The sequence below is a fragment of the Nonomuraea sp. LPB2021202275-12-8 genome, assembly GCF_037044575.1.
GTDB lineage: Bacteria > Actinomycetota > Actinomycetes > Streptosporangiales > Streptosporangiaceae > Nonomuraea.
The window spans coordinates 40,311-65,474 of the sequence record NZ_JBAHWD010000024.1; the positions used below are offsets into that span (position 1 = coordinate 40,311).

Annotated in this window: 27 protein-coding genes; 21 read left to right on the forward strand and 6 right to left on the reverse strand. The window is 71.2% G+C overall.

The features are described 5' to 3' along the window. The first annotated feature begins 13 nt into the window (after nucleotides 1-13). The 12 genes from V5E28_RS33455 to tsaD all read left to right on the forward strand — a co-directional run bounded on the left by V5E28_RS33455 (nucleotide 14) and on the right by tsaD (nucleotide 10,467). On the forward strand, nucleotides 14-1,429 hold the full coding sequence (locus V5E28_RS33455) for a PhoX family protein (RefSeq protein ID WP_336212939.1): 1,416 nt from the start codon (nucleotides 14-16) through the stop codon (nucleotides 1,427-1,429). A gap of 17 nt (nucleotides 1,430-1,446) precedes the next feature. After that, complete coding sequence (locus V5E28_RS33460; RefSeq protein WP_336212941.1) at nucleotides 1,447-1,797, forward strand: holo-ACP synthase; 351 nt, start codon at nucleotides 1,447-1,449, stop codon at nucleotides 1,795-1,797. Nucleotides 1,798-1,807: 10 nt separating this feature from the next. Beyond that, nucleotides 1,808-3,289: an NAD(P)H-hydrate dehydratase gene (locus tag V5E28_RS33465; protein WP_336213083.1), complete on the forward strand. Its 1,482-nt coding sequence runs from the start codon at nucleotides 1,808-1,810 to the stop codon at nucleotides 3,287-3,289. A gap of 14 nt (nucleotides 3,290-3,303) precedes the next feature. Further along, on the forward strand, nucleotides 3,304-4,434 hold the full coding sequence (gene alr, locus V5E28_RS33470; RefSeq protein ID WP_336213084.1) for an alanine racemase: 1,131 nt from the start codon (nucleotides 3,304-3,306) through the stop codon (nucleotides 4,432-4,434). Continuing rightward, complete coding sequence (locus tag V5E28_RS33475) at nucleotides 4,431-5,480, forward strand: alpha/beta fold hydrolase (RefSeq protein ID WP_336212942.1); 1,050 nt, start codon at nucleotides 4,431-4,433, stop codon at nucleotides 5,478-5,480. Before alr ends, V5E28_RS33475 begins: the two co-directional genes overlap by 4 nt. Then, nucleotides 5,480-5,959 (forward strand): tRNA (adenosine(37)-N6)-threonylcarbamoyltransferase complex ATPase subunit type 1 TsaE, encoded by a 480-nt coding sequence (gene tsaE, locus V5E28_RS33480; RefSeq protein WP_336212943.1) that lies wholly within the window; start codon nucleotides 5,480-5,482, stop codon nucleotides 5,957-5,959. The genes V5E28_RS33475 and tsaE overlap by 1 nt, the downstream gene beginning before the upstream one ends. Nucleotides 5,960-6,166: 207 nt before the next feature. Beyond that, nucleotides 6,167-6,829, forward strand: coding sequence for a hypothetical protein (locus V5E28_RS33485; RefSeq protein WP_336212945.1), 663 nt, complete (start codon nucleotides 6,167-6,169; stop codon nucleotides 6,827-6,829). A 2-nt stretch (nucleotides 6,830-6,831) separates the two neighbouring features. Then, complete coding sequence (locus V5E28_RS33490) at nucleotides 6,832-7,365, forward strand: class F sortase (RefSeq protein WP_336212946.1); 534 nt, start codon at nucleotides 6,832-6,834, stop codon at nucleotides 7,363-7,365. A gap of 33 nt (nucleotides 7,366-7,398) precedes the next feature. Further along, on the forward strand, nucleotides 7,399-8,328 hold the full coding sequence (locus V5E28_RS33495) for an aminoglycoside phosphotransferase family protein (protein ID WP_336212947.1): 930 nt from the start codon (nucleotides 7,399-7,401) through the stop codon (nucleotides 8,326-8,328). A 27-nt stretch (nucleotides 8,329-8,355) separates the two neighbouring features. Then, nucleotides 8,356-9,000: a tRNA (adenosine(37)-N6)-threonylcarbamoyltransferase complex dimerization subunit type 1 TsaB gene (tsaB, locus tag V5E28_RS33500; RefSeq protein ID WP_336212949.1), complete on the forward strand. Its 645-nt coding sequence runs from the start codon at nucleotides 8,356-8,358 to the stop codon at nucleotides 8,998-9,000. 11 nt (nucleotides 9,001-9,011) lie between these two features. Further along, on the forward strand, nucleotides 9,012-9,443 hold the full coding sequence (gene rimI / locus V5E28_RS33505) for a ribosomal protein S18-alanine N-acetyltransferase (RefSeq protein WP_336213086.1): 432 nt from the start codon (nucleotides 9,012-9,014) through the stop codon (nucleotides 9,441-9,443). After that, nucleotides 9,436-10,467 carry a tRNA (adenosine(37)-N6)-threonylcarbamoyltransferase complex transferase subunit TsaD gene (gene tsaD, locus V5E28_RS33510; protein ID WP_336212952.1) on the forward strand — a complete coding sequence of 344 codons (1,032 nt, stop codon included), beginning with the start codon at nucleotides 9,436-9,438 and terminating at the stop codon, nucleotides 10,465-10,467. The genes rimI and tsaD overlap by 8 nt, the downstream gene beginning before the upstream one ends. Before the next feature lie 6 nt (nucleotides 10,468-10,473). Here tsaD and V5E28_RS33515 read toward each other — a convergent pair whose 3' ends face one another. Both V5E28_RS33515 and V5E28_RS33520 read right to left on the reverse strand, forming a co-directional pair. After that, nucleotides 10,474-12,063 carry a hypothetical protein gene (locus V5E28_RS33515; protein WP_336212953.1) on the reverse strand — a complete coding sequence of 530 codons (1,590 nt, stop codon included), beginning with the start codon at nucleotides 12,061-12,063 and terminating at the stop codon, nucleotides 10,474-10,476. Nucleotides 12,064-12,252: 189 nt separating this feature from the next. Beyond that, nucleotides 12,253-13,491, reverse strand: coding sequence for a class I SAM-dependent methyltransferase (locus V5E28_RS33520; RefSeq protein WP_336212954.1), 1,239 nt, complete (start codon nucleotides 13,489-13,491; stop codon nucleotides 12,253-12,255). A 411-nt stretch (nucleotides 13,492-13,902) separates the two neighbouring features. Here V5E28_RS33520 and groES point away from each other — a divergent pair, with 411 nt between their 5' ends. From groES to V5E28_RS33540, 4 genes are all read left to right on the forward strand, one after another. Then, nucleotides 13,903-14,214: a co-chaperone GroES gene (gene groES / locus V5E28_RS33525; protein ID WP_043623565.1), complete on the forward strand. Its 312-nt coding sequence runs from the start codon at nucleotides 13,903-13,905 to the stop codon at nucleotides 14,212-14,214. Between the two features lie 72 nt (nucleotides 14,215-14,286). Next, nucleotides 14,287-15,906, forward strand: a complete 1,620-nt coding sequence (groL, locus tag V5E28_RS33530) for a chaperonin GroEL (RefSeq protein ID WP_336212955.1) — start codon at nucleotides 14,287-14,289, stop codon at nucleotides 15,904-15,906. A gap of 878 nt (nucleotides 15,907-16,784) precedes the next feature. Beyond that, complete coding sequence (locus tag V5E28_RS33535) at nucleotides 16,785-17,420, forward strand: sigma-70 family RNA polymerase sigma factor (protein WP_189141441.1); 636 nt, start codon at nucleotides 16,785-16,787, stop codon at nucleotides 17,418-17,420. Continuing rightward, nucleotides 17,417-17,572 carry a hypothetical protein gene (locus V5E28_RS33540; RefSeq protein ID WP_336212957.1) on the forward strand — a complete coding sequence of 52 codons (156 nt, stop codon included), beginning with the start codon at nucleotides 17,417-17,419 and terminating at the stop codon, nucleotides 17,570-17,572. Before V5E28_RS33535 ends, V5E28_RS33540 begins: the two co-directional genes overlap by 4 nt. Here V5E28_RS33540 and V5E28_RS33545 read toward each other — a convergent pair. Both V5E28_RS33545 and V5E28_RS33550 read right to left on the reverse strand, forming a co-directional pair. Continuing rightward, nucleotides 17,533-17,910, reverse strand: a complete 378-nt coding sequence (locus V5E28_RS33545) for a DUF5319 domain-containing protein (RefSeq protein WP_336212958.1) — start codon at nucleotides 17,908-17,910, stop codon at nucleotides 17,533-17,535. The genes V5E28_RS33540 and V5E28_RS33545 overlap by 40 nt on opposite strands. 39 nt (nucleotides 17,911-17,949) lie before the next feature. Next, nucleotides 17,950-18,969: a helix-turn-helix transcriptional regulator gene (locus V5E28_RS33550; RefSeq protein WP_336212960.1), complete on the reverse strand. Its 1,020-nt coding sequence runs from the start codon at nucleotides 18,967-18,969 to the stop codon at nucleotides 17,950-17,952. A 432-nt stretch (nucleotides 18,970-19,401) separates the two neighbouring features. Here V5E28_RS33550 and guaB point away from each other — a divergent pair, with 432 nt between their 5' ends. After that, a complete protein-coding gene (gene guaB, locus V5E28_RS33555; protein WP_336212962.1) occupies nucleotides 19,402-20,883 on the forward strand; it encodes an IMP dehydrogenase in 1,482 nt (493 codons plus the stop codon). Between the two features lie 3 nt (nucleotides 20,884-20,886). After that, nucleotides 20,887-22,008, forward strand: a complete 1,122-nt coding sequence (locus V5E28_RS33560; protein WP_336212964.1) for a GuaB3 family IMP dehydrogenase-related protein — start codon at nucleotides 20,887-20,889, stop codon at nucleotides 22,006-22,008. Nucleotides 22,009-22,084: 76 nt separating this feature from the next. Here V5E28_RS33560 and V5E28_RS33565 read toward each other — a convergent pair whose 3' ends face one another. Further along, entirely contained in the window at nucleotides 22,085-22,642 is a 558-nt protein-coding gene (locus V5E28_RS33565) for a TetR/AcrR family transcriptional regulator (protein ID WP_336212965.1), read from the reverse strand. A 57-nt stretch (nucleotides 22,643-22,699) separates the two neighbouring features. Here V5E28_RS33565 and V5E28_RS33570 point away from each other — a divergent pair, with 57 nt between their 5' ends. Then, the gene (locus V5E28_RS33570) at nucleotides 22,700-23,668 is read left to right on the forward strand and encodes a DsbA family protein (RefSeq protein ID WP_336212967.1); all 969 of its coding nucleotides are present in this window, start codon (nucleotides 22,700-22,702) and stop codon (nucleotides 23,666-23,668) included. Between the two features lie 76 nt (nucleotides 23,669-23,744). After that, nucleotides 23,745-24,428: an SDR family oxidoreductase gene (locus V5E28_RS33575; protein ID WP_336212969.1), complete on the forward strand. Its 684-nt coding sequence runs from the start codon at nucleotides 23,745-23,747 to the stop codon at nucleotides 24,426-24,428. On the opposite strand, the gene V5E28_RS33580 is transcribed toward V5E28_RS33575, so the two are convergent. Continuing rightward, complete coding sequence (locus V5E28_RS33580; RefSeq protein ID WP_336212970.1) at nucleotides 24,429-24,743, reverse strand: dihydrofolate reductase family protein; 315 nt, start codon at nucleotides 24,741-24,743, stop codon at nucleotides 24,429-24,431. Between V5E28_RS33580 and V5E28_RS33585 the strand changes: the two genes are divergently transcribed. After that, on the forward strand, nucleotides 24,744-25,157 hold the full coding sequence (locus V5E28_RS33585) for a hypothetical protein (RefSeq protein WP_336212972.1): 414 nt from the start codon (nucleotides 24,744-24,746) through the stop codon (nucleotides 25,155-25,157). Nucleotides 25,158-25,164: the final 7 nt, after the last annotated feature.

Sequence of the window (25,164 nt, forward strand, 5' to 3'; positions counted from 1 at the left end):
CCCTGGAGGTCACGTGGACCGTCGTCGCTTTCTCACCCGCGCGGCCGTGGTGGCCGCCGGAGTCGCCGGGCCGTTCGCGGGGGTCGCCTGCGCGGGAGCGCGGGGAGGCGCCAGGCCGGTGCCCGGATACGGGCGGCTGCTGCCGGTGCGGGACCAGCGTGACGGCGAGGTCCGGCTGCACCTGCCGGAGGGATTCAGGTACAGGTCGTTCAACGCGGCGGGCGAGAAGTTCTCCGACGGCAGCGCCGTCCCGGGACGCCACGACGGGATGGCCGCGTTCGCCGGGCCGCGCGGCAGCGTGATCCTGGTGCGCAACCACGAGGTCAACGGCCCGGTCGGGGCGTTCGGCGACAAGGGCAGGGCCTACGACCCCATGGCCGGAGGCGGCACCGCGACGCTGCAGGTGAGCCGCCACGGCGAAGTGATCAAGAGCCGGCCGTCGCTGAACGGGACCATGATGAACTGCTCGGGCGGTCCCATGCCGTGGGGCGCCTGGGTGAGCTGCGAGGAGACCGTCAACGGGCCCGACGTGGGCGACGACTTCTCCGGCGGCGACAACTCCAAGCTCACCAAGAAGCACGGCTACATCTTCGAGGTGCCGCTCAAGGGCGCCTCGAACGCCAAGCCGATCAGGTCCGCCGGCAGGTTCGCGCACGAGTCCGTGGCCTTCGACCCGGCGACGGGCACCCTCTACCTGACCGAGGACAACTTCGCCTTCCCCTCTGGTTTCTACCGCTACGTCCCGCCGAAGCACCCCATGAAGGCGGGACGCCTGCTCGACGGCGGCAAGCTCCAGATGCTGGCCGTCAAGGGCAGGCAGCGCGCCGACCTGTCCGTGGGCCATCCGGTGGGCACGGCCTTCGCCACCGAATGGGTGGACATCGACGAGCCCGACCCGTCCTTCACCGGCAGGCCGTCGAACGACGAGGCCGTGCAGGCGGTCGGCAAGCAGGGCCGGGCCGCGGGCGGCGCGATCTTCTCCAGGCTCGAAGGCGCCGTCTATCACCAGGGCACCGTCTACTTCGTCTCCACCCAGGGCGGGGACACCGCGTCAGGGGAAACGGCGCCCGACGGGTTCGGCAAGGGCCGGGGTCAGGTGTGGGCGTACGAGACGTGGAGCGGCCGGCTCAAGCTCGCCTACCAGTCGCCCCGCGCGGCCACGCTGGACCTGCCGGACAACGTGACCGTCAGCGCCCGCGGGACGCTGGTGCTGTGCGAGGACGGCGACGGCGACAACTACCTGCGCGGACTCACGCGCTCCGGCGACATCTTCGACTTCTGCCGCCTGGCCCCGCTGCCGGGCGACGCGGGAGCGGAGTTCGCCGGCTCCACCTTCGGCCCCGGCGGCCACACCCTCTACGTGAACATCCAGTCCCGGCAGGGCAGGTCCTTCGCCATCTGGGGACCCTGGCAGCGAGGCGCCTTCTAGCTGGTTAGCCTGGGAAGATGATCCTGGGCATCGGCGTGGACGTCGTCGACATCGCGCGGTTCCGGGCCGCGCTGGAGCGGACGCCGGCTCTGCGCGAGAGGCTGTTCACCGAGATCGAGCGGCCACTCGCGACGCACTCGCTGGCCGCCAGGTTCGCCGCCAAGGAGGCCGTCGCCAAGGCCCTGGGCGCGCCGAAGGGGCTCGGGCACCTGGAGGCCGAGGTGCGCTGCGACGAGAGCGGAAAGCCTGAGCTGCGCGTCACCGGCAAGGTCGCCGAGGTCGCCTACGAGCTCGGGGTGAAGCGGTGGCACGTCTCACTCAGCCATGACGGCGGCGTCGCGATGGCCTACGTGATCGCCGAGGGATAGCGTGACGAAGATGCTCACCGCCTACTCCGCCGACCAGATCAGGGCCGCCGAACAGGCGCTGATGGCACGCCTGCCCGAGGGCACGCTGATGCAACGCGCCGCCTCCGGGCTCGCCGCCGCCTGCGCCGCCCTGCTCGGGAAGGTGTACGGCAGCCGCGTCGTCCTCCTCGTCGGCAGCGGCGACAACGGCGGCGACGCCCTCTACGCGGGAGCCCTGCTGGCCCGGCGCGGGGCCAGGGTCGAGGCCGTGCTCGCCGGGTCGAAGACGCACCAGGCTGGGCTGCGCGCGCTCAAGGACGCCGGCGGGCTGGTCGCCGGCCAGGACGCCCTCGCCACCGCCGACCTCGTCGTCGACGGGCTGGTCGGGATCGGCGCGTCCGGCGCGCTGCGCGAGCCCCACGCCCGGCTCGCCGAGGCCGCCAACGCCGCGCCGGGCCCGGTGGTCGCCGTGGACGTGCCCAGCGGAGTCGACGCAGGCACCGGGCGGGTGGCGGGCGCGGCGGTGCGGGCTCAGCTCACCGTGACGATGGGGGCGCGCAAGACCGGCCTGCTCGTCGATCCCGGCGCCGCCTTCGCGGGCACGGTCGAGCTGGTGGACATCGGGCTCGCGCCTCACCTGCCCGAGCCGGACGTCACCGCGCTGACCAGGGCCGGCGTCGCCGCGCGGCTGCCCCGGCCGGGCGGCGAGTCGGACAAGTACCGCAGGGGCGTGGTGGGCATCGCCGCCGGCAGCGATCAGTACACCGGTGCCGCCGTGCTCTCCGTGGGCGGCGCGTTGCGCGCCGGGGCGGGCATGGTGCGTTACGCCGGTCCGGGCCGTCCCGCGGCGCAGGTGCGGGCGCGCTGGCCCGAGGCGGTCATCACCGAGCTGGACGAGCCGTCGATCGACGGGGTCGGCCGCGTGCAGGCGTGGGTGCTGGGCCCCGGGCTCGGCACCGGCCGCTGGGCCCGCGAGCTGGTCGCCCGGGTGCTGGCCACGGACGTGCCCGTCCTGGTCGACGCCGACGGCCTCAACCTGGTGGCCAAGGATCCCGCGCTGCTGCGCCGTACCAGCCCGGTCCTGATCACCCCGCACGCGGGCGAGCTGGCGCGGCTGACCGGAGCCGGGCGCGAGGAGATCGAGGCGGGCAGGCTGGAGCACGCCCGCGGGGCCGCGGCGGAGCTCGGCGTCACCGTGCTGCTCAAGGGGTCCACCACGGTCGTGGCCGAGGAGGGCAGGCCGGTGCGGGTCAACGGGACCGGCACCGCGTGGCTGGCGGCGGGCGGCACCGGAGACGTGCTGTCCGGGGTCGCGGGCTCGCTGCTCGCCCAGGGGCTGAGCTGCTACGACGCCGGATCGTGCGGCGCCTACCTGCACGGGCTGGCCGGGCGGATCGCGGCCAGTGGCGCCCCGCTCACCGCGGCCGAGGTGGCCGAGGCGATCCCCGCTGCCATCCGGGCGCTGAGCGGCGAAATCGCGCTCGACCATCTGAGTGAGCTGACAGACTGGTAGGTATGGACTACCCGATGGCGACGCCCGCGCAGGCGCGGGTCGACCTGGCCGCGATCAGGCACAACGTGGCGCTGCTCAAGGAGCATGCCGGAGGCGCCGAGCTGATGGCCGCCGTCAAGGCCGACGCCTACGGGCACGGGCTGGTGCCGGCGTCCGAGGCCGTGCTGAGCGGCGGCGCGGGCATGCTCGGCACCGCCTTCATCAGGGAGGCCCTGGAGCTGCGCGCGAGCGGGATCACCGCGCCGGTGCTGTCATGGCTCATCACCCCGCAGGAGCCGCTCGACGAGGCGCTCCAGGCGGACATCGAGCTGTCGGCCGCCGACGAGCGGCTGCTCGACGAGATCGCCGCCGCCGCGCGGCGCACCGGGCGCACCGCCCGCACGCACCTGGAGGCCGACACCGGCATGAGCAGGGGCGGCGCACCGCTCGCCACCTGGCCCGGCCTGCTGCGCCGGGCGCTGGAACTGCAGGCCGAAGGGGCCGTCGAGATCGCCGGCATCTGGTCCCATTTCGCCTGCGCCGACATCCCCGGGCACCCGTCGATCGACTCGCAGATCGACATGTTCGAGACGGCACTGAAGCTGGCAGAGCAGGCCGGGGCGGCCGGATCCCACGTGATCAGGCACCTGGCCAACTCCGCCGCGACCGTGAGCCTGCCCAGGACCCGCTACGACCTCGTCAGGTGCGGCATCGCCGCCTACGGGCTCAGCCCGATTCCCGAGCTGGGCGACTTCGGACTCAGGCCGGCGATGACCCTCGCGGCGCGGATCGCACTGGCCAAGCGGATCCCCGAGGGCGCGGGCGTGTCCTATGGGCACCTTCATGTCACAGATCGCGAAACCACGCTTGGTCTCGTTCCGCTCGGGTACGCGGACGGCATTCTCAGGCACGCGACGGGGCGGGCCGAGGTGCTGGCGGGCGGCCGCCGCAGGCCGGTGACGGGCCGGGTCTGCATGGACCAGTTCATGATCGACATGGGGGACGACCCACTGCGCGCAGGCGACGAGGTCATCCTGTTCGGACCGGGCACGCAGGGCGAGCCGACCGCTCAGGAGTGGGCCGATACCCTCGGCACGATCACGCATGAGATCGTGACCAGGATCGGATCGCGGGTGCCGCGGGTTTACGAAGGATGGGGGACATGACGACCACAACACGCCGCAAGGTAGGGATCGCCGGCGCGATCGTCGGTGCCGCCTCCGCCGGAGTGGCGGCGGCGGCGCTGGCCAAGCGCTACGCGGTGGGCAGGATCAGGCTGCGGCCCGACCTGGAGGCGAACGAGCCGTTCGGCGAGCTGGGCGGCAGCGAGCACACGCTGACCACCTCCGACGGCAAGGCCCTGCACATCGAGGTGGACGGCCCCGACGACGCGCCGCTCACGATCGTCTTCTGCCACGGCTACTGCCTCAACCTGGAGTCCTGGCACTACCAGCGCAGGGACCTGCGCGACAACTACCGCATGGTGCTGTGGGACCAGCGCTCCCACGGCCGCTCGCAGCGCGGCGCGGCCGACGACAGCACGATCGACCGGCTCGGCGAAGACCTGGCCGAGGTGATCGAGCAGTTCGTGCCGGGGCCGTGCGTGCTCGTCGGCCACTCCATGGGCGGCATGACCGTCATGGCGCTCGCCGACCGCCATCCCGAGCTGTTCGGCGACAAGATCCGCGGCGTCGCGCTCATCGCGACCTCGGCCGGCAAGCTGGCCGAGCTGACCCTCGGACTGCCGGCGCTGGCCTCGAAGGTCGTGCACAAGCTGGCCCCGGCGACGGTGTCGATGCTGGGCCGCAGGGGTGCGCTGGTCGACCGCACCCGCCACGTGGGCAGCGACATCGCCTTCCTGATCACCCGCCACATGGGCTTCGGCGACTCGCGCAACATCAGCCCGACCCTGGTCGACTTCGCCGAGTCGATGATCAGAGCGACGCCGACCGAGGTGGTCGCCGACTTCTACCCGGCGCTGATGAACCACGACAAGCTGTCGGCGCTGCACGTGCTCGACCCGGTGCCGACGGCCATCGTGGTGGGCGACAAGGACTGGCTGACACCGCCCGAGCACAGCAGGGCGATGGCCGAGGCGCTGCCCAAGGCGCAGCTCACCGAGGTGCCCGACACCTCCCACCTGATCCAGCTGGAGCGCCCGGGGATGGTCAACGACGCGTTGCGCGACCTGATCAAGCGGGTGGGCCTGTAGTGGCCGAGCACCTGCCCACCGCCGAGGAGATGCGCGCCTACGGCACCCGCCTGGCGGGCCTGCTCAGGCCGGGCGACCTGCTGGTCCTGTCCGGACCGCTCGGAGCCGGCAAGACCACGCTCGTGCAGGGCGTCGGCGAGGGGCTCAAGGTGCGCGGCCCGATCACCTCGCCCACCTTCGTGATCGCCAGGGTGCATCCGTCGCTGTGCGGCGGCCCCCCGCTCGTCCACGTCGACGCCTACCGGCTCGGCGGCGACCTGGAGGTGGACGATCTCGACCTCGACGCCTCGCTGGAGGATTCGGTGACCGTGGTCGAGTGGGGCGAGGGTCTGGTCGAGGGCCTGTCCGAAGAGCGGCTGGAAATCCACATCGACCGCGAGGCCGGCGACGAGGCGCGGACGGTGACGCTGCGAGGCGTCGGTCCCCGATGGTCCGGCGTGAATCTGGGCGACACGCCGTCTGAAACGGCAGAAGAGTAAAACTGCGGTCATCACCCTGTCACCCTGTCACCCTTGACGTAACTCGCCGATGCCATGAAACATGATCATTGGTAAGGGTTGGCCCAGAAATTCTGGGTATCAGGAGGGGCGGCATCCACAGATTTGATGGATGCTTGGTGAAAGACGGCGGAGTGGGGTGCGGCGGTGCTCAGGGTCAGGCGAGTCGCGTACGCGGGAGCCATCGTCATGATCGGTCTCGTCGGATGTACAGCAGAGGCACAGACACCACCGACAGCCTCCCAGACGCCGACAGGGACGGCCACCACCACGGCGACCACCACGGCCACCGCCACGGCGACGGCCACCACCACGGCGACCACCACGGCCACGGCGCGGCCGACCGTCACCCGGCAGGCCATCTCGGTCCAGCTCAACCCCGACAGCGTCACCGCCGGTGAGACCTCGACCGTGTGGATCCTGGCCAACTGCCCCGAGCCCTCCGGCGGCCCCGCCCTCACCGGCACCGCCACCTCCAGAGCCTTCATCGCCGGCGTCGCGCTCACCCCCGCCACGTCGGCGACGTCCACCCCGACCGCCACCGGCTCGCCCACCGGCCCCTGGGTGCGCGGCCAGGCCCAGGTCTCCGGCACCGTCAGGCGCGGCTCGTACGCCGTGGACGTCAAGTGCGACGGCACCAACCACATCGGCAAGGCGACCCTGAGGGTCACCAGGGCCGAGCCGCTGCCCAGCGACGTGCCCACCAGGGCGCCCAGGGCAGGCGGCGGCGGCACCTTCGGCAAGGACGTCGACGAGGGCTCCTCGATCCCGCTCGGCGGCGTGGGCCTGGCGCTCGGCCTGGCGATGGTCGTCGGGATCGGGGTGGCGGTCAAGCGCCGCAGCCGGTCCTAGCGATGGCGCGTCCCGGGCGGGTGGTGCTCGCCGGAGCCGTCACCGGGCTGCTGCTGGTCGCCTTCGGCAAGGGCATGCAGTCCACCCCCGAGCCGGCGGCCTCGGTCGTGCCCAAGAGCATCGACATCCCCTCGATCGAGGTCGAGGCGCCGCTGATGAAGCTCGGGCTCAAGGACGGCGAGGTCGAGCTGCCCCCCTACGAGAAGCCCAAGGTGGCCGGCTGGTACACCGGCAGCGCCGTGCCGGGCGAGAAGGGCGCCTCGGTGATCGTCGGGCATGTCGACACCAAGACCGCCCCCGCCGTGTTCTACAAGCTCAGGCACGTGCGCAAGGGCGAGATCGTCAAGGTCGAGCGCAGCGACGGCAAGGTCGTCCGGTACAAGGTCGACGCCGTCGAGCAGGTCCACAAGGACGATTTCCCGCTCAGGCGGGTGTACGTGGACGACGGCCTCAAGCTGGTGACGTGCGGCGGCAGGTTCGACCACGCCGCGGGCGAGTATCTCGACAACATCATCGTGTACGCCTCCCGCGCCTGAAAAGCGCTTGCGCCCCGCGGGATCATGGAGAGCATGAGCGTGGACACCAACCCGCCCGCGTCCGGCGCCCGAGTCCCCTGGTCCGAGGTGCACCCTGGCGCGCGCGCCGCGATCGAGGACCTCCTCGGCGCGCCCGTGACCGAGGCGGTCACACAGCTGGGCGGCTTCTCCCCGGCGGCGGCCGTGCGACTGCGCGCCGCCAACGGGAGCCGGGCCTTCGTCAAGGCCGTCGGCCCGGAGCCGAACCCCGACTCCGTCCGCATCTACCGCGCCGAGGCCAGGATCGCCGCGGCCCTTCCCGGCTCGGTCCCGGCTCCCCGGCTGCTCAGCACGTTCGAGGTCGACGGCTGGGTGGTCCTGGCGTTCGAGGACATCGAGGGCCGCCACCCGGCGATGCCGTGGCGCCGCGACGAGCTGGACCTGGTGATCGAGGCGGTCGGGCGGATGTCCACCCAGCTCACGCCGTCCCCGGTCGACGCGCCGCCGATCGCCGAGGTGTTCGGCCCCTCCTTCCGCGGCTGGCACGACCTGCGCGGCGAGGACACCGCCGGCCTGGACCCGTGGGCACTGCGCCACCTCGACGAGCTGGCCGGGCTGGAGTCGGGCTGGGCCGAGGCGGCGGCGGGCGACACGCTCGTCCACGGCGACGTGCGGGCCGACAACGTCCTGCTCGCCGGGGACCGCGTCCACGTCGTGGACTGGCCGTGGGCCTGCGTGGGCGCGGCGTGGTTCGACCTGGTGGCCATGCTGCCGTCCGTCGGCATGCAGGGCGGCCCGCCGCCGCACGAGCTCTTCACCGACCCCGATCCGCGGGTCACGAAGGTGGTCGCCGCCTTCACCGGCTATCTGGTCAGGCACGGCCGGCTGCCGGACCCGCCTGGGCTGCCGACGGTCCGGGCGTTCCAGCGGGCGCAGGGCGTGGTGGCGCTGGAGTGGCTGAAACAGCGGACCGGCTGGGCCTGACCTGCCCTGCGGGTAGGCTATTCAGTCGTGCTGGTCCTGGCTTTCGATACCGCGACTCCCGCCGTCACCGCCGCGCTCCACGACGGGGATCGAGTGCTCTCCGAATCCACCACGCTCGACGCCCGGCGCCACGGTGAGCTGCTGGTGCCCACCGTCGAGCGCGTGCTGGCGGAGGCGGGCGCGTCGCTGCGCGACGTCACAGCCGTGGTCGCCGGCAGCGGCCCCGGCCCCTACACCGGCCTGCGTGTCGGGCTGATGACCGCGCAGGGCCTGGCCACCACGCTCGGCGTGCCGGCCTACGGCATCTGCACCCTCGACGCCGTCGCCTACGGCAGCGGTCTGGAAGAGCCGTTCCTGGTCGCCACCGACGCGCGGCGCAAGGAGGTGTTCTGGGCCCGCTACGCCGACCGGCGCACCAGGCTCGACGGCCCCTCGGTCGATCGGCCCGCCGACGTGCCCGTCGAGGGCCTGCCGGTGGCCGGCGCGGGGCCGGAGCTCTACCCGGAGGCATTCGGGCGTTCACACGCGCCGGCCTACCCGTACGCGGGCTTCCTGGCCGCGCTCGCGGCCGAGCGCATCGCGGCGGGGACGCCGCTCGACCAGCCCCGGCCCATCTACCTGCGCCGCCCCGACGCCGTGGCGCCGGGTGCGCCCAAGAGGGTGACGGCGTGAAGCTGCGGCAGATGACCGGGGCCGACCTGCCCGCGGTCATGGCGATCGAGCGGGCGACGTTCCCGCACGACGCGTGGAGCGAGGGCATGATGCGGGGCGAGCTCGCCGACCAGCCACGCACCAGGCACTACGTGGTGGCGGTCGTCGAGGACGAGATCATCGCCTACGCCGGGCTCGCCGTCGCGGCCGACCAGGCCGACGTGCAGACCATCGCCGTGCTGGAGTCCCACCGCGGCACCGGCATCGGCGGCGCCATGCTGACCGAGCTGCTGCGGGAGGCGCACACGAGGGGCGCACGGGAGATCTTCCTGGAGGTGCGGGAGGACAACCCGGTGGCCAGAGGCGTCTACGCGCACTTCGGGTTCGAGGAGATCGGCACCCGCCGCCGCTACTACGACGACGGCACCGACGCGATCATGATGAGAAGGAAGCTGGATGGCTGACGCACCACTGGTCCTGGGCATCGAGACGTCCTGCGACGAGACCGGCATCGGCATCGTCCGCGGGCACACCCTGCTGGCCAACACGATCGCCTCCAGCATGGACGAGCACGCCCGCTTCGGCGGCGTGGTGCCCGAGGTGGCCTCGCGAGCCCACCTGGAGGCGATGACGCCCACCGTCGAGGCGGCGCTGACCGCGGCCGGGCTGAAGTTCTCCGACATCGACGCGATCGCGGTGACCGCCGGGCCGGGGCTGGCCGGAGCGCTGCTGGTCGGCGTGGCCGCGGCCAAGTCCTACGCGCTCGGCCTCGGCGTCCCCCTCTACGGCGTCAACCACCTGGCCGCGCACGTCGCCGTCGACCAGCTGGAGCACGGGCCGCTGCCCAAGCCGTGCATCGCCATGCTGGTGTCCGGCGGTCACTCCTCGCTGCTGCTGGTGCCCGATGTGGCCGAGGACGTGATCTCGCTCGGCTCGACCGTGGACGACGCGGCGGGGGAGGCGTTCGACAAGGTGGCACGGGTGCTCGGGCTGCCGTTCCCCGGCGGTCCGCACATCGACAGGGCTGCCACCTCGGGCTCCGGCACCGCCATCGCGTTCCCCCGGGGCAAGATGGACGACGGCACGCTCGACTTCTCCTTCTCCGGGCTCAAGACCGCCGTCGCCCGCTGGGTGGAGGCCCGCGAGTCGGCGGGGGAGCGCATTCACGTGCCCGACGTGGCGGCCTCGTTCCAGGAGGCCGTGGTGGACGTGCTGACCCGCAAGGCGCTGCAGGCGTGCCGCAAGTACGAGGTGGGCGACCTGCTGATCGGCGGCGGCGTGGCGGCCAACTCGCGGCTGCGCGCCCTGGCCCAGGAACGGTGCGACGCGGCCGGCGTACGGCTGCGCGTCCCCCGTCCCGGGCTGTGCACCGACAACGGCGCCATGGTCGCCGCGCTGGGTTCCGACCTGGTGGCGGCCGGAGTCACCCCGTCCACGCTGGAGATCCCGGCAGATTCCTCCCTGCCGGTCACGACCGTCCACGTGTAGGCGTCGTCACTCCTTGCCGCGGGTGGGGCGCAGGAGGGCCTCGGCCAGGGCCAGCATGGTCTCCTCAAGGGCGCCGAGGCGCTTGTTGAGGTCGGCCGTGGCGGGCTCGACGATGCCCGAGACCGTCTCGGCCAGTTCCTCGCGGTCGGGACGGGAGCTGACGATCTCGGTGAGCGCGGCCGCCGCCGAGGACAGGCGCTCCACCTGGTCGGCCTGGTGAGACTCGAGCAGCTCGCCGAGGCGCTCGTCGATGGCCAGCGTCTCGGGGAGCCGGCTCAGGTGGCGGCCGACGGACTCCAGAGTCTCCCCGGCCTGCTCGGAGCGCGTGGTGAGGCCCGTCAGATGGGCGTCGAGGCCGTCGACGCGGGTGATCAGGTGCTCCTCGGCCGCCACCAGCCGCTCGTCGAGCGACTTCAGGTTGGTGTCGAGGTCGTTGAAGCGGTCGTCGTCGCGGGCGGCGGCCTCCGTCAGGCGGCGGTCGGCGGCGACCAGGTGCTCGTCGAGCGTGTCGAAGCGCCCGTCGTGGCCGCTCAGCTCGCCGTGCACGGTGGTGAGGCGGCCGTCCACGGTCGTGAGGCGGGTGTCGAACCCGTTCAGCCGCGAGTCCACGACTCCCACCCTGCCGTCGAGGTCCTCCAGGCGGGCGCCGATGCCGGTCAGCGACTCCCCGGCGGTCTCGAAGCGGCTGTCGACGCTGGCCAGGCGCGAGTCGATGGCGACGAGCCGGCCGTCGATCCGGTCCGCCCGGCTGTCGACGCCGTCGAAGCGGCCGGTGAGGTCGTGCACACGGCCTGCGAGGCGCTGCTCGGAGTCGTCGAGCCTGGAGGTGAGGGACTTCTCGGTGTCGTCCAGCCGGCCGCCGAGACGCTGCTCGACGGCGTCGACCTTGACGTTCACCTGGTCTATCGAGGTGGTGAGCTGCTGGGCGGTGGCGGCCAGCCGCTCGTCGAAGCCGTCCGACAGATCCAGCACGACCCCCTCGACGCGGTCGGTGCGGGCGTTGAGCTCGGCCAGCGACTTGTCGATCCGGTTGAAACGGCCGGCGGCGACCTCCATGCCGGCGCTGACCTGGGCCAGCTTGGTGGTGAAGTCCCCCATCCGCTTGGTCATGCCGTCGGTGACGTCGAGCACTGACTGCAGCCGGCTGAGCGTCTCCTCGACGCCCTCGCACACGGTGCCGAGGTCGGCACGCAGCTTCGGCAGCTCCAGGACCGGGTGCACGCGCTGGTTGACCGACTCCACCCGGGAGTCCACGTCGCCGATCTGCTCGCCGACGGCGTCGACGTGGTCGCGGACCGCCTCCACGTGCTGGGCCAGCCCCTCGGCCCACATCGGCGGTTTGGCCGCGATGTCGTCGAGGCGCCCGCTCACCGTCTCAAGGGTGCCGCTGAGGCCGCCGAGCTCGCGCTCGCGCACCTCGCGAAGGAGCCACTCCATGCCCTCAAGCCGCTGGCGGATCTCGTCGAGGACGGCTCCCTGCGTGCGCTGCTCGTACACGTGATCCTGGGCGGCGCGCGCCAGCAGCTCCCGCATCCTGTCGGAGATGGCGGTCTGGCCGCCTGCCTGCAAAAGGGTGGTGTGGTTCGAATGATCCACCGAAAGGCTCCTTCGCTCGTCGACGGTCTGCCGCGTAGCGGTGGGATAGGTCCGGTTTGCAAATGGAAGAAGGAGAACACGGCTCACCGCAATAGGGGGAGAACTCCCGCCCGCCACCTTAGCCTTTCGATCAAGGTCCGTCAGGGGCGAAGGAAAACGTCGTGCTTATAGATGGATCGCCCGACTTTGTCATTCATGCAGGTGGGGTGGGTGGCAGATGAGGATCGACGGCTTGTCCATAATCCTGGTCAGGATTATTACGGCGGATTTGTCGCCGGAAAGTCGGAGGTCGCTGCGGAGGCGTTCGATGTCCACTGCCGAGCCGCGCTTTTTAATGGTGACATTTCCGATTCGCCGCTCGCGGAGTGCGGCGCGGAGCCGCTTGAGCGAGAACGGCAGCACCTCGTCCACCTCGTAGCGCGCGGCCCAGGGGGTGTCGACCGGCTCGTCGCCGGAGATGTAGGCGATCATCGGATCGGGCAGCCGGCCGTGCACCATCTCGGCCACCTCGCCGACGAGATGCGCCCTGACGGCGGCCCCGTCGGGCTCGTACACGTAGCGCCCGACCGGGCCCGTGGACGCCCGCACGCCGGTGGCGGCGAGAGTGTGCGGGCCGGGCAGCAGCGTGGCCCGCCTGCCGATCCGCCCGTCGCCATCCGTCCCGCCGCCCGCCGGCCCGCTCGCGTCCGCTTCGCCGACGTCCTGCCGTGGTGTCCGGCCGGTCCAGAGGGTGGCCTCCTTCACCTCGCCCTTGTACGAGACCCACTCGGCCTCGGCGCCCTCGGGGATGAACTCGTACGGGATCCCGGGGGCGACCTTGAGGCAGGCCCGCCGCGCCCTGGACACCAGGTCCAGCACCACCGGCCACGGCGGGGAGTAGGCCATGGGGTCGAACGTCCTGCCCCTGGACGTGCGCCGCGCCGGGTCGGCGAACAGCACGTCGTAGTCCTGTGGCCGCACCGTGGCGGCGTCCGCCCGCCTGACCGTGACCAGGTCGGCGAGGCCGAGCGCCTCGGCGTTGGCCCTGGCGACGGCGACGGTCAGCGGATCGGTGTCCACGGCGTCCACGGTGCAGCCGGCGCGGGCCAGCGCCACGAGGTCACCGCCGATGCCGCAGCACGCATCGGCCACCCGGAGGCCTGGCCGCGCTGCCAGGCGGCGGGCGCGGTGCTCGGCGACCTCGGCGCGGGTCGCCTGCTCCAGCCCGTGTGGGGTGAAGTACATCCGGCCGGCGTCCGCGCCGAACTTGGCCCGGGCCCGTTCCCTGAGTCCCGCCTGGGTGAGCGCGGCCGAGGTGAGGCCGGCGTCGTAGGTCCTGCGCATCCTCGTGGCGGCGGCCACCGGGTCGGCGCCCGCGAGCTCCTCGGCCTCGCCGAGCGCCCGCAGGCCGCGCGGCGTCAACAGCTCCAGGAAGGCGTCCAGGTCCACGGTGTACGACGTTAGCGCCCCTGGCCGATCGCCCGGCCAGGTGGTAGGCCGCCATCCGGCTGGGGCGCGGCACGGCGGGTCGTGGTGCTCCCGCCGCGCCGTAAAGAAAGCTCTTCCCACTTACGGCGGCGTGCTGGCGCGGCCGCCGGAGAGACCCCGCGCCGATGGCCCTAGGCTGGGACTCCAGGTGCATCTGCATCCTGGGGCTACCTCGGGGGACGTCTCATCACTGCCTGATCGCTCACAGCAGACGCGTTCGTGTTGACTGTCAAGCCCCTCTTGCATATGTTTCCTGTTGGCACTCTCCCCTTGAGAGTGCCAACGTGCGACGAGGCAGGTCTGGCACCCGCGACGGCAGGCCCCGCTGGTCGCCTCTTCTAGATCATTCAAATCTGAAGGGGAGGTCCGATCGTGACGACCGCCACCAAGGTTCCCGTTAAGCCGCTCGGCGACCGCATTGTGGTTCAGCCGCTTGAGGCAGAGCAGACCACCGCTTCCGGCCTGGTCATTCCAGACACCGCCAAGGAGAAGCCGCAAGAGGGCAAGGTCCTCGCGGTAGGCCCTGGCAACTGGGACGAGGACGGCGACAAGCGGATTCCGCTCGACGTCAGTGAGGGCGACATCGTCCTCTACAGCAAGTACGGCGGCACCGAGGTCAAGTACGGCGGCGAGGAGTACCTCGTGCTCTCCGCCCGCGACGTTCTCGCGATCATCGAGAAGTAAGCCGGTTGTGTCGTGGCCCCGGGCGCTTAGCGCGACCGGGGCCTTCGACGCCAGGAGAGGACTCTCAGCAAAATGGCGAAGATCCTGGAATTCGACGAGAACGCTCGCCGCGCACTCGAGCGTGGCGTGAACGCCCTCGCGGACGCCGTAAAGGTTACCCTCGGCCCCCGTGGCCGCAACGTCGTCATCGACAAGAAGTTCGGTGCTCCGACGATCACGAACGACGGCGTGACCATCGCTCGTGAGATCGAGCTGGAGGAGCGTTACGAGAACCTCGGCGCCCAGCTCGCCAAGGAAGTTGCCACCAAGACCAACGACATCGCGGGCGACGGCACCACCACCGCGACCGTCCTGGCCCAGGCGATGGTCCGCGAGGGCCTGCGCAACGTGGCCGCCGGCGCCTCGCCGCTGTCGCTCAAGCGTGGCATCGACAAGGCGGCCAAGGCGGTCAGCGACAAGCTCCTGGCCAGCGCCCGCCCCGTCGAGGACAAGAAGGAGATCGCCAACGTCGCGACGATCTCCGCGCAGGACGCGCAGATCGGCGACCTGATCGCCGAGGCGTTCGACAAGGTCGGCAAGGACGGTGTGCTCACCGTCGAAGAGTCCAACGCCATGGGCATGGAGCTCGAGTTCACCGAGGGTCTCCAGTTCGACAAGGGCTACCTGTCGGCCTACATGGTGACCGACCCCGAGCGCATGGAGGCCGTCCTGGAGGACGCCTACATCCTGCTCACCCAGGGCAAGATCGCCTCCATCGCGGACTTCCTGCCGCTGCTGGAGCAGATCGCGCAGACCAAGAAGCCGCTGCTGGTGGTCGCCGAGGACGTCGAGGGCGAAGCCCTGGCCGTCCTGGTCACCAACAAGATCCGCGGCACCTTCACCTCCGTCGCCGTCAAGGCTCCGGGCTTCGGCGACCGCCGCAAGGCCATGCTGCAGGACATCGCCATCCTCACCGGTGGCCAGGTCGTCAGCGAAGAGGTCGGCCTCAAGCTGGAGAACGTCGGCCTGGAGGTGCTCGGCACCGCTCGTCGCATCGTCGTCACCAAGGACGCCACGACCATCGTCGACGGCGCCGGTGACGCCAAGGCCATCGAGGACCGGGTCAAGGAGATCAAGCTCGCGATCGAGCAGTCCGACTCCGACTGGGACCGCGAGAAGCTCCAGGAGCGCCTGGCCAAGCTCGCCGGCGGCGTGTGCGTGCTGCGCGTCGGCGCGGCCACCGAGGTGGAGCTCAAGGAGAAGAAGCACCGCCTCGAGGACGCGATCTCCGCGACGCGCGCCGCGATCGAGGAGGGCATCGTCTCCGGCGGCGGCTCCGCGCTGATCCACGTCTCCAAGGAGCTCGACGACCTCGGCCTCACGGGCGACGAGGCCACCGGCGTCGGCATCGTCCGCCGCTCGCTGGCCGAGCCGGCCCGCTGGATCGCCGAGAACGCCGGCCTCGAGGGCTACGTGGTCACGCACAAGATCGCCGAGCTGTCGGCCGGCAACGGGCTCAACGCCGCCACCGGCGAGTACGGCGACCTGCTCGCCCAGGGCGTCATCGACCCGGTCAAGGTCACCCGCTCCGCCGTGCAGAACGCCGCCTCCATCGCGGGCATGCTGCTCACCACCGAGGTTCTCGTGGTGGACAAGCCCGAGGAAGAGGCTGCCGCCGCCGGCCAGGGTCACGGCCACGGCCACGGCCACTAGGTCGATCGCCTTTCGGCACGCTTTTTCGCACGGCCCGCACCCGTGGTCTTCCGGCCACTGGTGCGGGCCGTGCGTGTTTTCCATGATGTCCGCCTCACCGGCGCCCCTCCGCATGAGCGGTGAGATCTCCCGTTGGGGGATGCCTGGTGTGGGTGGCGGAGTCCCGCCTGGTGTGGGTAGTGGAGTCCTCCGCGTGGGGATGCCTCGCGTGAGTGACGGGCTCTCCCGCCGTCGGGGGACTGTCTTTCTTTACGGCACGGCCAAGTTGGACCGCCCGCCGACCGTGGCTCGGGGCCTCCAGGGTGACGCCCTCTGACCCGCACGTGGCGGGCCGCCGTAACGGCGCCTGCTTTACCGTCGCCGGGGCGAGGTGTGGGCCGTGTCCACGCCGATGGGCTCGTCCCCCTGGCGGGGGGAGTCCTGTGCCTGGGGCGGGGTGTGGCTCGTGTGGAGGGCCCGTCGCCGGGGCGCTGCCGAGAGGTTCTCTCCTCCTCCCCCGAGAAGCGCCGTCGAAGAGGTTCTCATCTCCACCCGAGGGGCGCTGAGTGGGCGTACAAGGTCCGCCGGTGTTCCGAGGGGCCGCGGGGCGGTGGGTCTGTTCGTTGGCCGGCTGGGGCGGCGGCGGTATGTCACGTGGCGCTGGGTTGTTGTGTTGTGGGGGAACTTGGGGAGAGAATGCATGTTTATTTGAGTAAACCTGGAGTGGGTGTTAAGCGTCCACGTCTGACGAATGTCGTGCATTTCGGGTTATCAGGTGAAATATGTCGCCAGGCATTAAGGCTTAGTGTTGTCGGGCGATTACTGACCGTTATCGTCTCTTCAATGTGACCAATCCGTAGCCGTTCGCCATGACGACAGGCCCGATCAGTGCGGGCATCATGCCTAACGTGAGCGAGGGAAGCGTCGCCGACGCCAAAATTGGGGTAAGGCTCGCGTCGAGACTTCCGGCACGGACGGATGACTCCGACCTAAGGGAACTAACGAGCCTCGCTGTGCAAGGAGATCGCAGTGCGATCGAATCCTTGCTCGGCGAGTTGCGTCCGATGGTGGTGCGGTATTGCCGCGCCAGGCTGGGCAGGGTTACCGGGCAATATCACATTGCCGATGACGTCGCCCAGGAGGTGTGCATCGCGGTCCTGTCCGCGCTGCCGCGATACAGGGACATGGGGAGGCCGTTCGCCTCCTTCGTGTTCGGGATCGCCTCGCACAAGGTGGCCGATGCGCTGCGGAGCTCCGTACGCTCGGCCGTACCCACTCAGGATCTGCCGGACGGGCCCGACGACGGGCCCGGGCCGGAGGAGACGGTGGTCCGCTACATCGAGGTGGAGCACGCACGCCGGCTGCTCGCCCGCCTGCCGCCGAATCAGCGGGAGTTGCTGCTGTTGCGGGTGGTGTCGGGACTGTCGGCCGAGGAGACCGGTAATGTACTCGGCATGTCACCAGGAGCCGTCAGGGTCGCCCAGCATCGGGCGCTCGCCAGGCTGAGGCAGATGGCCGAGCTGGAGTCGGCTTGACGCCAGAGGAAGAGAGCGACGCGCTGCTCGACGCGCTCGCCGCGGGAGAGCTGCCCGACTGCGGAGATTCCGCGGCTCGGGTGCTCGCTGTCCTCCTCGGTGACGTGCTCGATCAGCGGCGCTCCTCGGTGTCGATGACGCCGTCGACGTAGCCTCTGGCGTACTCCCAGCTGACGTAGTCGGCCGGATCCGGTTCGAAGGCCGGCTCGTGCACCTGGGGCTGGCCCAGCTCGATCATCTGGCGCAGATTGCCGCGCAGCAGGTCCCAGTCGAAGAAGTGCTGCTCGCCGCATTCCGGGCAGTCGAGCACGAGGCCCAGCACCCCCTGTGGCTCCAGCAGGGAGCGAAAGACCTCGACGTCGGCCAGGTCGGTGATCGCCTCATCGCGCTCGGCGGCGGTCAGCGGCTCGGCGTCGTCGAGCTCGCCCATCGCTGAGGAAGGGTCGTTAGGATCGTCCGCGAACGGGTCGCGGGGGACGTCTTCCAGCACCTTCCCACCATATGACCGATGCGGCGCGAGCGGTGGCCATTAGCCCAGCCATCCGCGTCGCGCGGCCTCCACACCTGCGTGAAAGCGTGATTGGGCGCCCAGCTCGGTCATGGCGTCGGCGAATCTCGCCCGCACCGTACGGACCGACACGCCGAGGTGGCGGGCTATGGAGTCGTCGCACATGCCCTGCGCGGCCAGCCGCAGCACCTGCACCATGCCGCCGCCCTCGCGCCCCCGGGGCAGCCACGGCAGGGGCATGGCGCGCCCCCACAGCTCGTCGAACAGGGAGTGGAGCATGCCGACCACGATGGGGGTGCGCATCAGGTAGAAGTTGTAGGCGTGGTCGGGCAGGTTGCCGCCCCACAGCGCCGGCAGGCCGGCCGCGTCGGGCCCCGCCGCCACGAACCAGCTCGGCACCCGGTCCAGCGTGCGCACCCGGCCGCCGGCCTCGACCAGGCGGGTGAGCTGGTCGCGCACGCCGGGCAGCGTCAGGGTGCCGACCGGGATGACCACCCGCACGCGCAGCAGCTTGCGTTGCTGCGCGTCGATCCACGGATCGGCGAACTTGCGGGCGAAGTCGATCATCGTGCGCTGGTCCGGGATGGCGCTCAGCAGCGTCATCGGCGGCGCCTGCACCGCCATGCCCACGACGCTCTCGTACAGCACGTCGGCCCCGCTCACCAGCTCCACCGGGAAGGGGCCGCTCTGGTAGTCGCGGCCGGCGTCGTAGTCGCGGACCAGACCGCGGATCGAGCCGAGCGCCGAGTCGATCCTGCGGCTCTCCTCGGCCAGCCGGTCCAGGCGCTCGGCGATCAGCCGGCCGAGCGCGGCCGCCGGATGCCTGGCGAGATACTCGCCGGACTGCTCGTCCACCACGCCGAGCCTGACTAGGTCGTCGAGCTGGCGGCCGACCTTGTCCTCCGGACCGTCCATGGCCTCGGCGAGCTCGGTGCGGGTGGCCCGATGCAGCCGCAGCACCGCGGTGTAAAGGGCGGTCTGGGTGGGGGCCAGGCCCAGCGTCTCCAGCGGATCGGGCATGGTCTGCTGCTCGTTGCGCATGTTGACGGGCTCCGTAGGGGGGACACGGCGTGCCGCGAGGATAACCCGGCATTACGCACTTGTCCGCTCCTTGCACGGGACTCGTCAGGGCGGAGTGCAACTTCGTGCAATTGCACGTTTTCACGTTGCGCTGTTCCGTTGCGTAACCCAGGCTTAACTCAGCGTCGGCACCCCCGAGGGGCCGGGCAGCGCTCGCCATCAGGACGCGGAGGGGGGTTCGGGTGGCGCGACACGCGCGCCCAGCCCGGGTGCCGGTGGCCGGGGGGCGGGACGGCGACACCGACCGTCCCGCCTCTCGGCGCTTTCGCGACACCGGCCGGGATGCCGGGAGTACGACGGTCCGTGGGGGTCATCGTCCTCCCGGCATCCTGCTGTTTTGCACGTAGGCCCTAGACTTGGTTCATTCAGCGCATCGGCAGGAGGGGCCGCAGCATGTCCAAGTTCACCGAGACAGGTTTGACCTTCGACGACGTGCTGCTGGTGCCGGGCTATTCGGACCTCCAGCCAGGCGACGCCGACACCAGGACCCGCCTGTCACGCGGGATCACGCTGTCCATCCCGCTGGTCTCCGCGGCCATGGACACCGTGACCGAGGCCCGCATGGCGGTCTCCATGGCCAGGCAGGGCGGCATCGGCATCCTGCACCGCAACCTGTCGGTGGAGGAGCAGGCCCAGCAGGTCGACCTGGTCAAGCGGTCCGAGGCGGGCATGGTGACCAATCCGGTGACCTGCAGCCCCGACGACACGCTGGCCGACGTCGAGCGGCTGTGCGCCACCTACCGGATCTCCGGGGTGCCCGTCACCGACCCCTCCGGCATCCTCGTCGGCATCGTGACCAACCGCGACATGCGCTTCGAGACCGACCAGGCGCGGCCCGTGCGCGAGGTCATGACGAAGATGCCGCTCGTCACCGCCCCGGTGGGGGTCTCGCGTGACGACGCCTACTCCCTCCTCAGGCAGAACAAGATCGAGAAGCTGCCCCTGGTCGACCCCGACGGGAGGCTGCGCGGCCTGATCACGGTCAAAGACTTCACCAAGAGCGAGCAATATCCGCTGGCCACCAAGGACGCCGACGGCCGTCTGGTGGTCGGCGCGGCGGTCGGCGTAGGAGGCGATGCCGAGGTGCGCGCCAAGGCGCTCATCGAGGCCGGCGTGGACGTCGTCGTCGTCGACGTCGCACACGGCCACTCCAGAGGGCTCGCGGACATGATCGGCAAGGTCAAGGCCAACAGCAAGGTCGACGTCATCGGCGGCAACATCGCCACCAGGGCCGGCGCGCAGATGCTCGTCGAAGCGGGAGTCGACGCGGTCAAGGTCGGCGTCGGGCCCGGCTCCATCTGCACCACCCGCGTGGTGGCAGGGGTGGGCGCGCCGCAGGTCACGGCCATCTACGAAGCCTCGCTCGCGTGCGCGCCCGCCGGTGTGCCGGTGATCGGCGACGGCGGCCTGCAGTATTCCGGCGACATCGTCAAGGCCATCGCCGCGGGCGCGGACACGGTCATGCTCGGCTCGCTGCTGGCCGGCTGCGAGGAGTCGCCCGGCGAGCTGATCTTCATCAACGGCAAGCAGTTCAAGTCCTACCGGGGCATGGGCTCGCTCGGCGCGGTGCGCAACCGCGAGCGCGGCGGCACCTCCTTCAGCAAGGACCGCTACGCCCAGGCCGACGTCGGCGGCGAGGACAAGTACATCCCCGAGGGCATCGAGGGCCAGGTCCCCTACCGAGGCCCGGTCTCGGCCGTCGCCCACCAGCTCGTCGGCGGCCTGCGCCAGGGCATGTGGTACGCAGGTTGCCGCACCATCACCCAGATGCACACCGACTGCGAGCTCATGCCGATCACGGCAGCGGGCCTCAAGGAGAGCCACCCCCACGACATCCAGATGACCGTGGAAGCTCCGAACTATCACAGAAGGTAATCCATGACTCAGCAGGTGGAGATCGGCCGGGGCAAGTCTGGCCGCCGCGCCTACTCGCTCGACGAGATCGGGCTCGTGCCCTCACGGCGCACCCGCGACCCGGAAGAGGTCTCGATCGCCTGGCAGATCGACGCCTACCGGTTCGAGCTGCCCGTGATCGTCGCGCCCATGGACAGCGTCGTCTCGCCGGCCACCGCGATCGAGATCGGGCGGCTCGGCGGTCTGGCGCCGCTCGACCTCGAAGGACTCTGGACCCGCTACGAGGACCCGTCCCCGCTGCTGGAGGAGTGCGCCTCGCTCGACACCGAGGCCGCGACCAGGAGGCTCCAGGAGATCTACGCCGCGCCGATCAAGGAAGAGCTGATCGGGCGCCGCATCGAGGAGATCCGCGCCTCGGGCGTGACCACAGCGGTCCGGCTGTCGCCGCAGCGCACCGTCCAGTACCACAAGGCGGTCATCGACGCGGGCGTGGACATCTTCGTCATCCGCGGCACCACCGTCTCGGCCGAGCACGTCTCCGGGCGGGCCGAGCCGCTCAACCTCAAGCAGTTCATCTACGAGCTCGACGTGCCCGTGATCGTGGGCGGTTGCGCCACCCACACCGCCGCGCTCCACCTGATGCGCACCGGCGCGGCAGGCGTGCTGGTCGGCTTCGGCGGCGGGGCCTCCCACACCACCCGCAACGTGCTGGGCGTCGCCGTGCCCATGGCCACCGCGATCTCCGACGTCGCCGCCGCCCGCCGCGACTACATGGACGAGTCCGGCGGCCGCTACGTGCACGTGATCGCCGACGGCGGCATGGGCACCTCCGGCGACATCGCCAAGGCCATCGCCTGCGGCGCGGACGCCGTCATGGTCGGCTCGCCGCTGGCCAGGGCCGCCGAGGCGCCCGGCCACGGCTTCCACTGGGGCTCCGAGGCGCACCACCCCGACCTGCCGCGCGGGCGCCGGGTGGAGTTCGGCACGGTGGGCACGCTGGAGCAGATCCTGCACGGGCCGTCCAGCATCGCCGACGGCTCGATGAACCTCATGGGCGCGCTGAAGCGGACGATGGCGTCCACGGGTTACTCCGACATCAAGGAGTTCCAGCGCGTCGAGGTCGTCGTCGCGCCGATCCAGCGCTGACTTCTCCTTCTGCGAGGGCGCGCCACCGACGTGGCGCGCCCTCTTCTGTCTGTACGGCTCCGCGCCCCGTCTCCGGTTACGGCCGGAACAGCCGCCAGAAGGCGAGAGCCGCCTCGGTGGGCGGGGTGGGCCCGGCGGTGGTGACCCAGTGGGCGATCACGCCGATGAGGGCGCCCGACAGGTAGGCCGCGTGGACGCCGGCGGGGACGTCGTCGAAGCCGCCGGGGCGCGAGCCGTGGGCGAAGCGGGTTTCCAGCTCACCGGTCAGGCGTTCGCGCAGGCGGGCGGAGAAGCGCGGGCTGCCCTGGGTGCCGAGCATGCACTCGTACAGCTTGGCGTTGGCCTCGACGTGGGCGAACAGCCTGGCCAGCGGCTCCGGGACGCGGTCGCGGGCGGCGTCCAGCGGGCAGAGTGCGGCGGCGCGGGCCACCTCGGTGACCGCGTCCTCCATGGCGTCGGCGGCCAGGGCGTCGACGTCGGGGTAGTGAAGGTAGACCGTGGCCCGGTTGACCGCGGCGCGTTTGGCGACCTCGGAGACGGTGATCGTGCCGAGGTCCCGCTCCGTCGCCAGGTCGAGGACGGCGGCTCGGAGCCGGGCCCGGGTGCGCTGGGCGCGCGGATCATCGGGGTTCATGACCGCCACTATACGACATATGTTGCTTAAACGACAATTGTCGCATAGTGTGCCGATATGCGGATGGAAATCTGGGCCGACGTGGTCTGCGGGTGGGCGTATATCGGCAAGCGGCGGGTGGAGAAGGCTGTCGAGGGGCTGGACGTCGAGGTGGTCTGGAGGCCGTTCCGGATCGACCCGATGGCGCCCGAGCGGGCGGTGCCGTTCGAGGAGGCGGTGGCCGACCCGATGGTCGAGGACGCGCTGCGGCAGTGCACGCCGGATGAGCTGACCCCTGGCGAGAACCGCGTGCGGATGTCCCTGATCGCCGCCGAGGAGGGGTTCGGCTGGCGGTGGGGGGCCGCCTGGCGGGCCAGCAGCCATGACGCGCACCGGCTGATCGCCCTGGCCCTGGACGCCGGGGGCAGCGGGCTCCAGGACGCGGTGGCCGAGCGGGTCTTGAAGGCGCATTTCATCGACGGCCTGGACATCAGCGGCAGGGAGACCCTGCACCGGATCGCCGCCGAGGCGGGCTTCGCCGAGGGGGCGGAGCTGCTGGACGGTGGCGCGGGCGACGAGCTCGTGCGAGAGCTGCTGCTCAGGGGAAAGGCCATCGGGGTCGAGACCTCGCCCACGATCGTCGTGGGCGGCCGGGCGCTGGCCGGAGCCCAGTCGCCGGCGGTGATCCGGGCGTTCGTGCTGGAAGGCGGCGAGGAGCCCAGACGGTTGCCTGAGGAGGTGGAGCGCCTGCGGATGGCCGAGTCACTCCTGGACCTGCGGGATCCGCTGGGAGCGCTCGTCCTGCTGAAGCCGCTGCTCGACGAGCACGGCGAGGACCGCGGCGTGCTCACGGTCGCGGGCCGCGCCTACTTCGCCTCCGCGCAGCTCGGCCGGGCCAGGACGGTGCTGGAGCGGCTGGTCGCGGCCGTGCCCGACGACGCCTATGCCCGCCACCTGCTCGGCCGCACCCTGCAGCGGCAGGGACTGCGCGAGGAGGCCGAGCCGCACCTGCGGATGGCGAGCGCCATGTCACCCGAGTACGGCTGACGTACGGCGTGGGCCCGTGCGATCCGTGTGCATGGGCCCACGTAGAGTTGGCCTTCTGGATGGAAGGGGACATGCCGTGAGCCGAGTGTGCCTGGTGACGGGGGCCAACCGGGGGATCGGGCTCGAGATCGCCCGGCAGCTCTCCCGTTCCGGGGACACGGTCGTGCTGGCCGCCAGGGACCTGGGCAAGGCGGAGAAGGCGGCGGCGGGGCTGCCCGGGGCCGTGCCGATGCGGCTGGACGTCGGCGACCAGGCGTCGGTGGACGCGCTCGCCCGGGAGGTGGGCGACCGGCTGGGACGGCTCGACGTGCTGGTCAACAATGCCGCCATTCACTACGACACCTGGCAGCGGGCCGACGGCGCCGATCTGGACGTCGTCCGGGAGGCGCTGGATACCAACCTCCTGGGCGCCTGGCGGGTGACGCTGGCTATGCTGCCCCTCCTGCGGGCGAGTCGCCATGGCCGGGTGGCGAACGTCTCAAGCGAGATCGGGTCCCTGACGGGCATGGGCGGCGGGACCCCGGCCTACACGGTCTCCAAGACGGCGCTGAACGCGTTGACCAGGATGCTCGCCGCCGAGCTGCGCCGCGATCGCATCCTGGTCAACGCGGTCTGCCCGGGGTGGGTGGCCACCGACATGGGCGGGCCAGGTGGGCGGCCGGTCGCCGAAGGGGCCGGGAGCGTGCTGTGGGCGGTCGACCTGCCGGACGGCGGGCCCACGGGGGGCTTCTTCCGTGACGGCAGGCCGCTGCCCTGGTGATCACCCACGGCCGTAGGTCAGGACGACCGCTCCGTTGCTGAAGGTGCGGGTGCCGGTGAGCGCGAAGGACGTGGGGCTGAACTCACCGTCGAAGACGGGCACGCCGGTGCCCGCCACCACCGGGTAGCACTTGATGACCAGCTCGTCGATCTCGGACAGGAGCGAGCCGGCCAGCTTGCCGCCCCCGCAGAGCCAGATGTCCATGCCGTCCTCCTGCTTCAGGCGCCGGGCCAGGCCGAGCGGGTCGCCGGAGACCAGCTCCACCGCAGGATCGGTGATCTCCGGGATCGTGCTGGAGATCACGTACTGGCGCATGTGGGCGTACGGGCTGGTGACCCCCGCGTCGAGGGCGGCCTGGTCAATTGGTGCGACAGAACGTGGCCAGGCGAGCGGCGCTCGTGGACGCCGCCATCGAGGTGCTGGCCAGGGAAGCTCGTCGACCGGATCTCCGCCTTCCGCTCCGGCTACCTCGCCCTGTTGGAGCTGCGGCTGGAGGCGACCCGGCGGCCGGAGCTGCGAGCCGTGCTCACCAAGCGGATCCGCGCGGACATCGACGCCAACGTCGCCCATCACCAGGAGTCCGGCCTGCCCGGTGACTCCACGACCGTGCTGCTGCTCTATCTGGCGCTCAACTGGCTGATCGTGGAGCGGCTCACCCTGCCCGACATCTTCAGCGAGGAGGAGGTTCACGGCCTCGTCGAGAGCGCGGTGGACCGCATGCTCCCCTAGCATGCGG

What these genes read in the sequence shown, in the direction of transcription:
- V5E28_RS33460 (WP_336212941.1), top strand. Translation starts at nt 1,447, where the DNA reads ATGATCCTGGGCATCGGCGTGGACGTCGTCGACATCGCGCGGTTCCGG.
- alr (WP_336213084.1), top strand. Translation starts at nt 3,304, where the DNA reads ATGGCGACGCCCGCGCAGGCGCGGGTCGACCTGGCCGCGATCAGGCAC.
- rimI (WP_336213086.1), top strand. Translation starts at nt 9,012, where the DNA reads ATGACCGGGGCCGACCTGCCCGCGGTCATGGCGATCGAGCGGGCGACG.
- V5E28_RS33580 (WP_336212970.1), bottom strand. Translation starts at nt 24,743, where the DNA reads ATGCGCCAGTACGTGATCTCCAGCACGATCCCGGAGATCACCGATCCT.
- V5E28_RS33570 (WP_336212967.1), top strand. Translation starts at nt 22,700, where the DNA reads ATGCGGATGGAAATCTGGGCCGACGTGGTCTGCGGGTGGGCGTATATC.
- V5E28_RS33565 (WP_336212965.1), bottom strand. Translation starts at nt 22,642, where the DNA reads ATGAACCCCGATGATCCGCGCGCCCAGCGCACCCGGGCCCGGCTCCGA.
- V5E28_RS33495 (WP_336212947.1), top strand. Translation starts at nt 7,399, where the DNA reads ATGAGCGTGGACACCAACCCGCCCGCGTCCGGCGCCCGAGTCCCCTGG.
- V5E28_RS33550 (WP_336212960.1), bottom strand. Translation starts at nt 18,969, where the DNA reads ATGCGCAACGAGCAGCAGACCATGCCCGATCCGCTGGAGACGCTGGGC.
- groL (WP_336212955.1), top strand. Translation starts at nt 14,287, where the DNA reads ATGGCGAAGATCCTGGAATTCGACGAGAACGCTCGCCGCGCACTCGAG.
- tsaD (WP_336212952.1), top strand. Translation starts at nt 9,436, where the DNA reads ATGGCTGACGCACCACTGGTCCTGGGCATCGAGACGTCCTGCGACGAG.
- V5E28_RS33560 (WP_336212964.1), top strand. Translation starts at nt 20,887, where the DNA reads ATGACTCAGCAGGTGGAGATCGGCCGGGGCAAGTCTGGCCGCCGCGCC.
- guaB (WP_336212962.1), top strand. Translation starts at nt 19,402, where the DNA reads ATGTCCAAGTTCACCGAGACAGGTTTGACCTTCGACGACGTGCTGCTG.
- V5E28_RS33475 (WP_336212942.1), top strand. Translation starts at nt 4,431, where the DNA reads ATGACGACCACAACACGCCGCAAGGTAGGGATCGCCGGCGCGATCGTC.
- V5E28_RS33535 (WP_189141441.1), top strand. Translation starts at nt 16,785, where the DNA reads ATGCCTAACGTGAGCGAGGGAAGCGTCGCCGACGCCAAAATTGGGGTA.
- V5E28_RS33485 (WP_336212945.1), top strand. Translation starts at nt 6,167, where the DNA reads ATGATCGGTCTCGTCGGATGTACAGCAGAGGCACAGACACCACCGACA.
- V5E28_RS33465 (WP_336213083.1), top strand. Translation starts at nt 1,808, where the DNA reads ATGCTCACCGCCTACTCCGCCGACCAGATCAGGGCCGCCGAACAGGCG.
- V5E28_RS33490 (WP_336212946.1), top strand. Translation starts at nt 6,832, where the DNA reads ATGGCGCGTCCCGGGCGGGTGGTGCTCGCCGGAGCCGTCACCGGGCTG.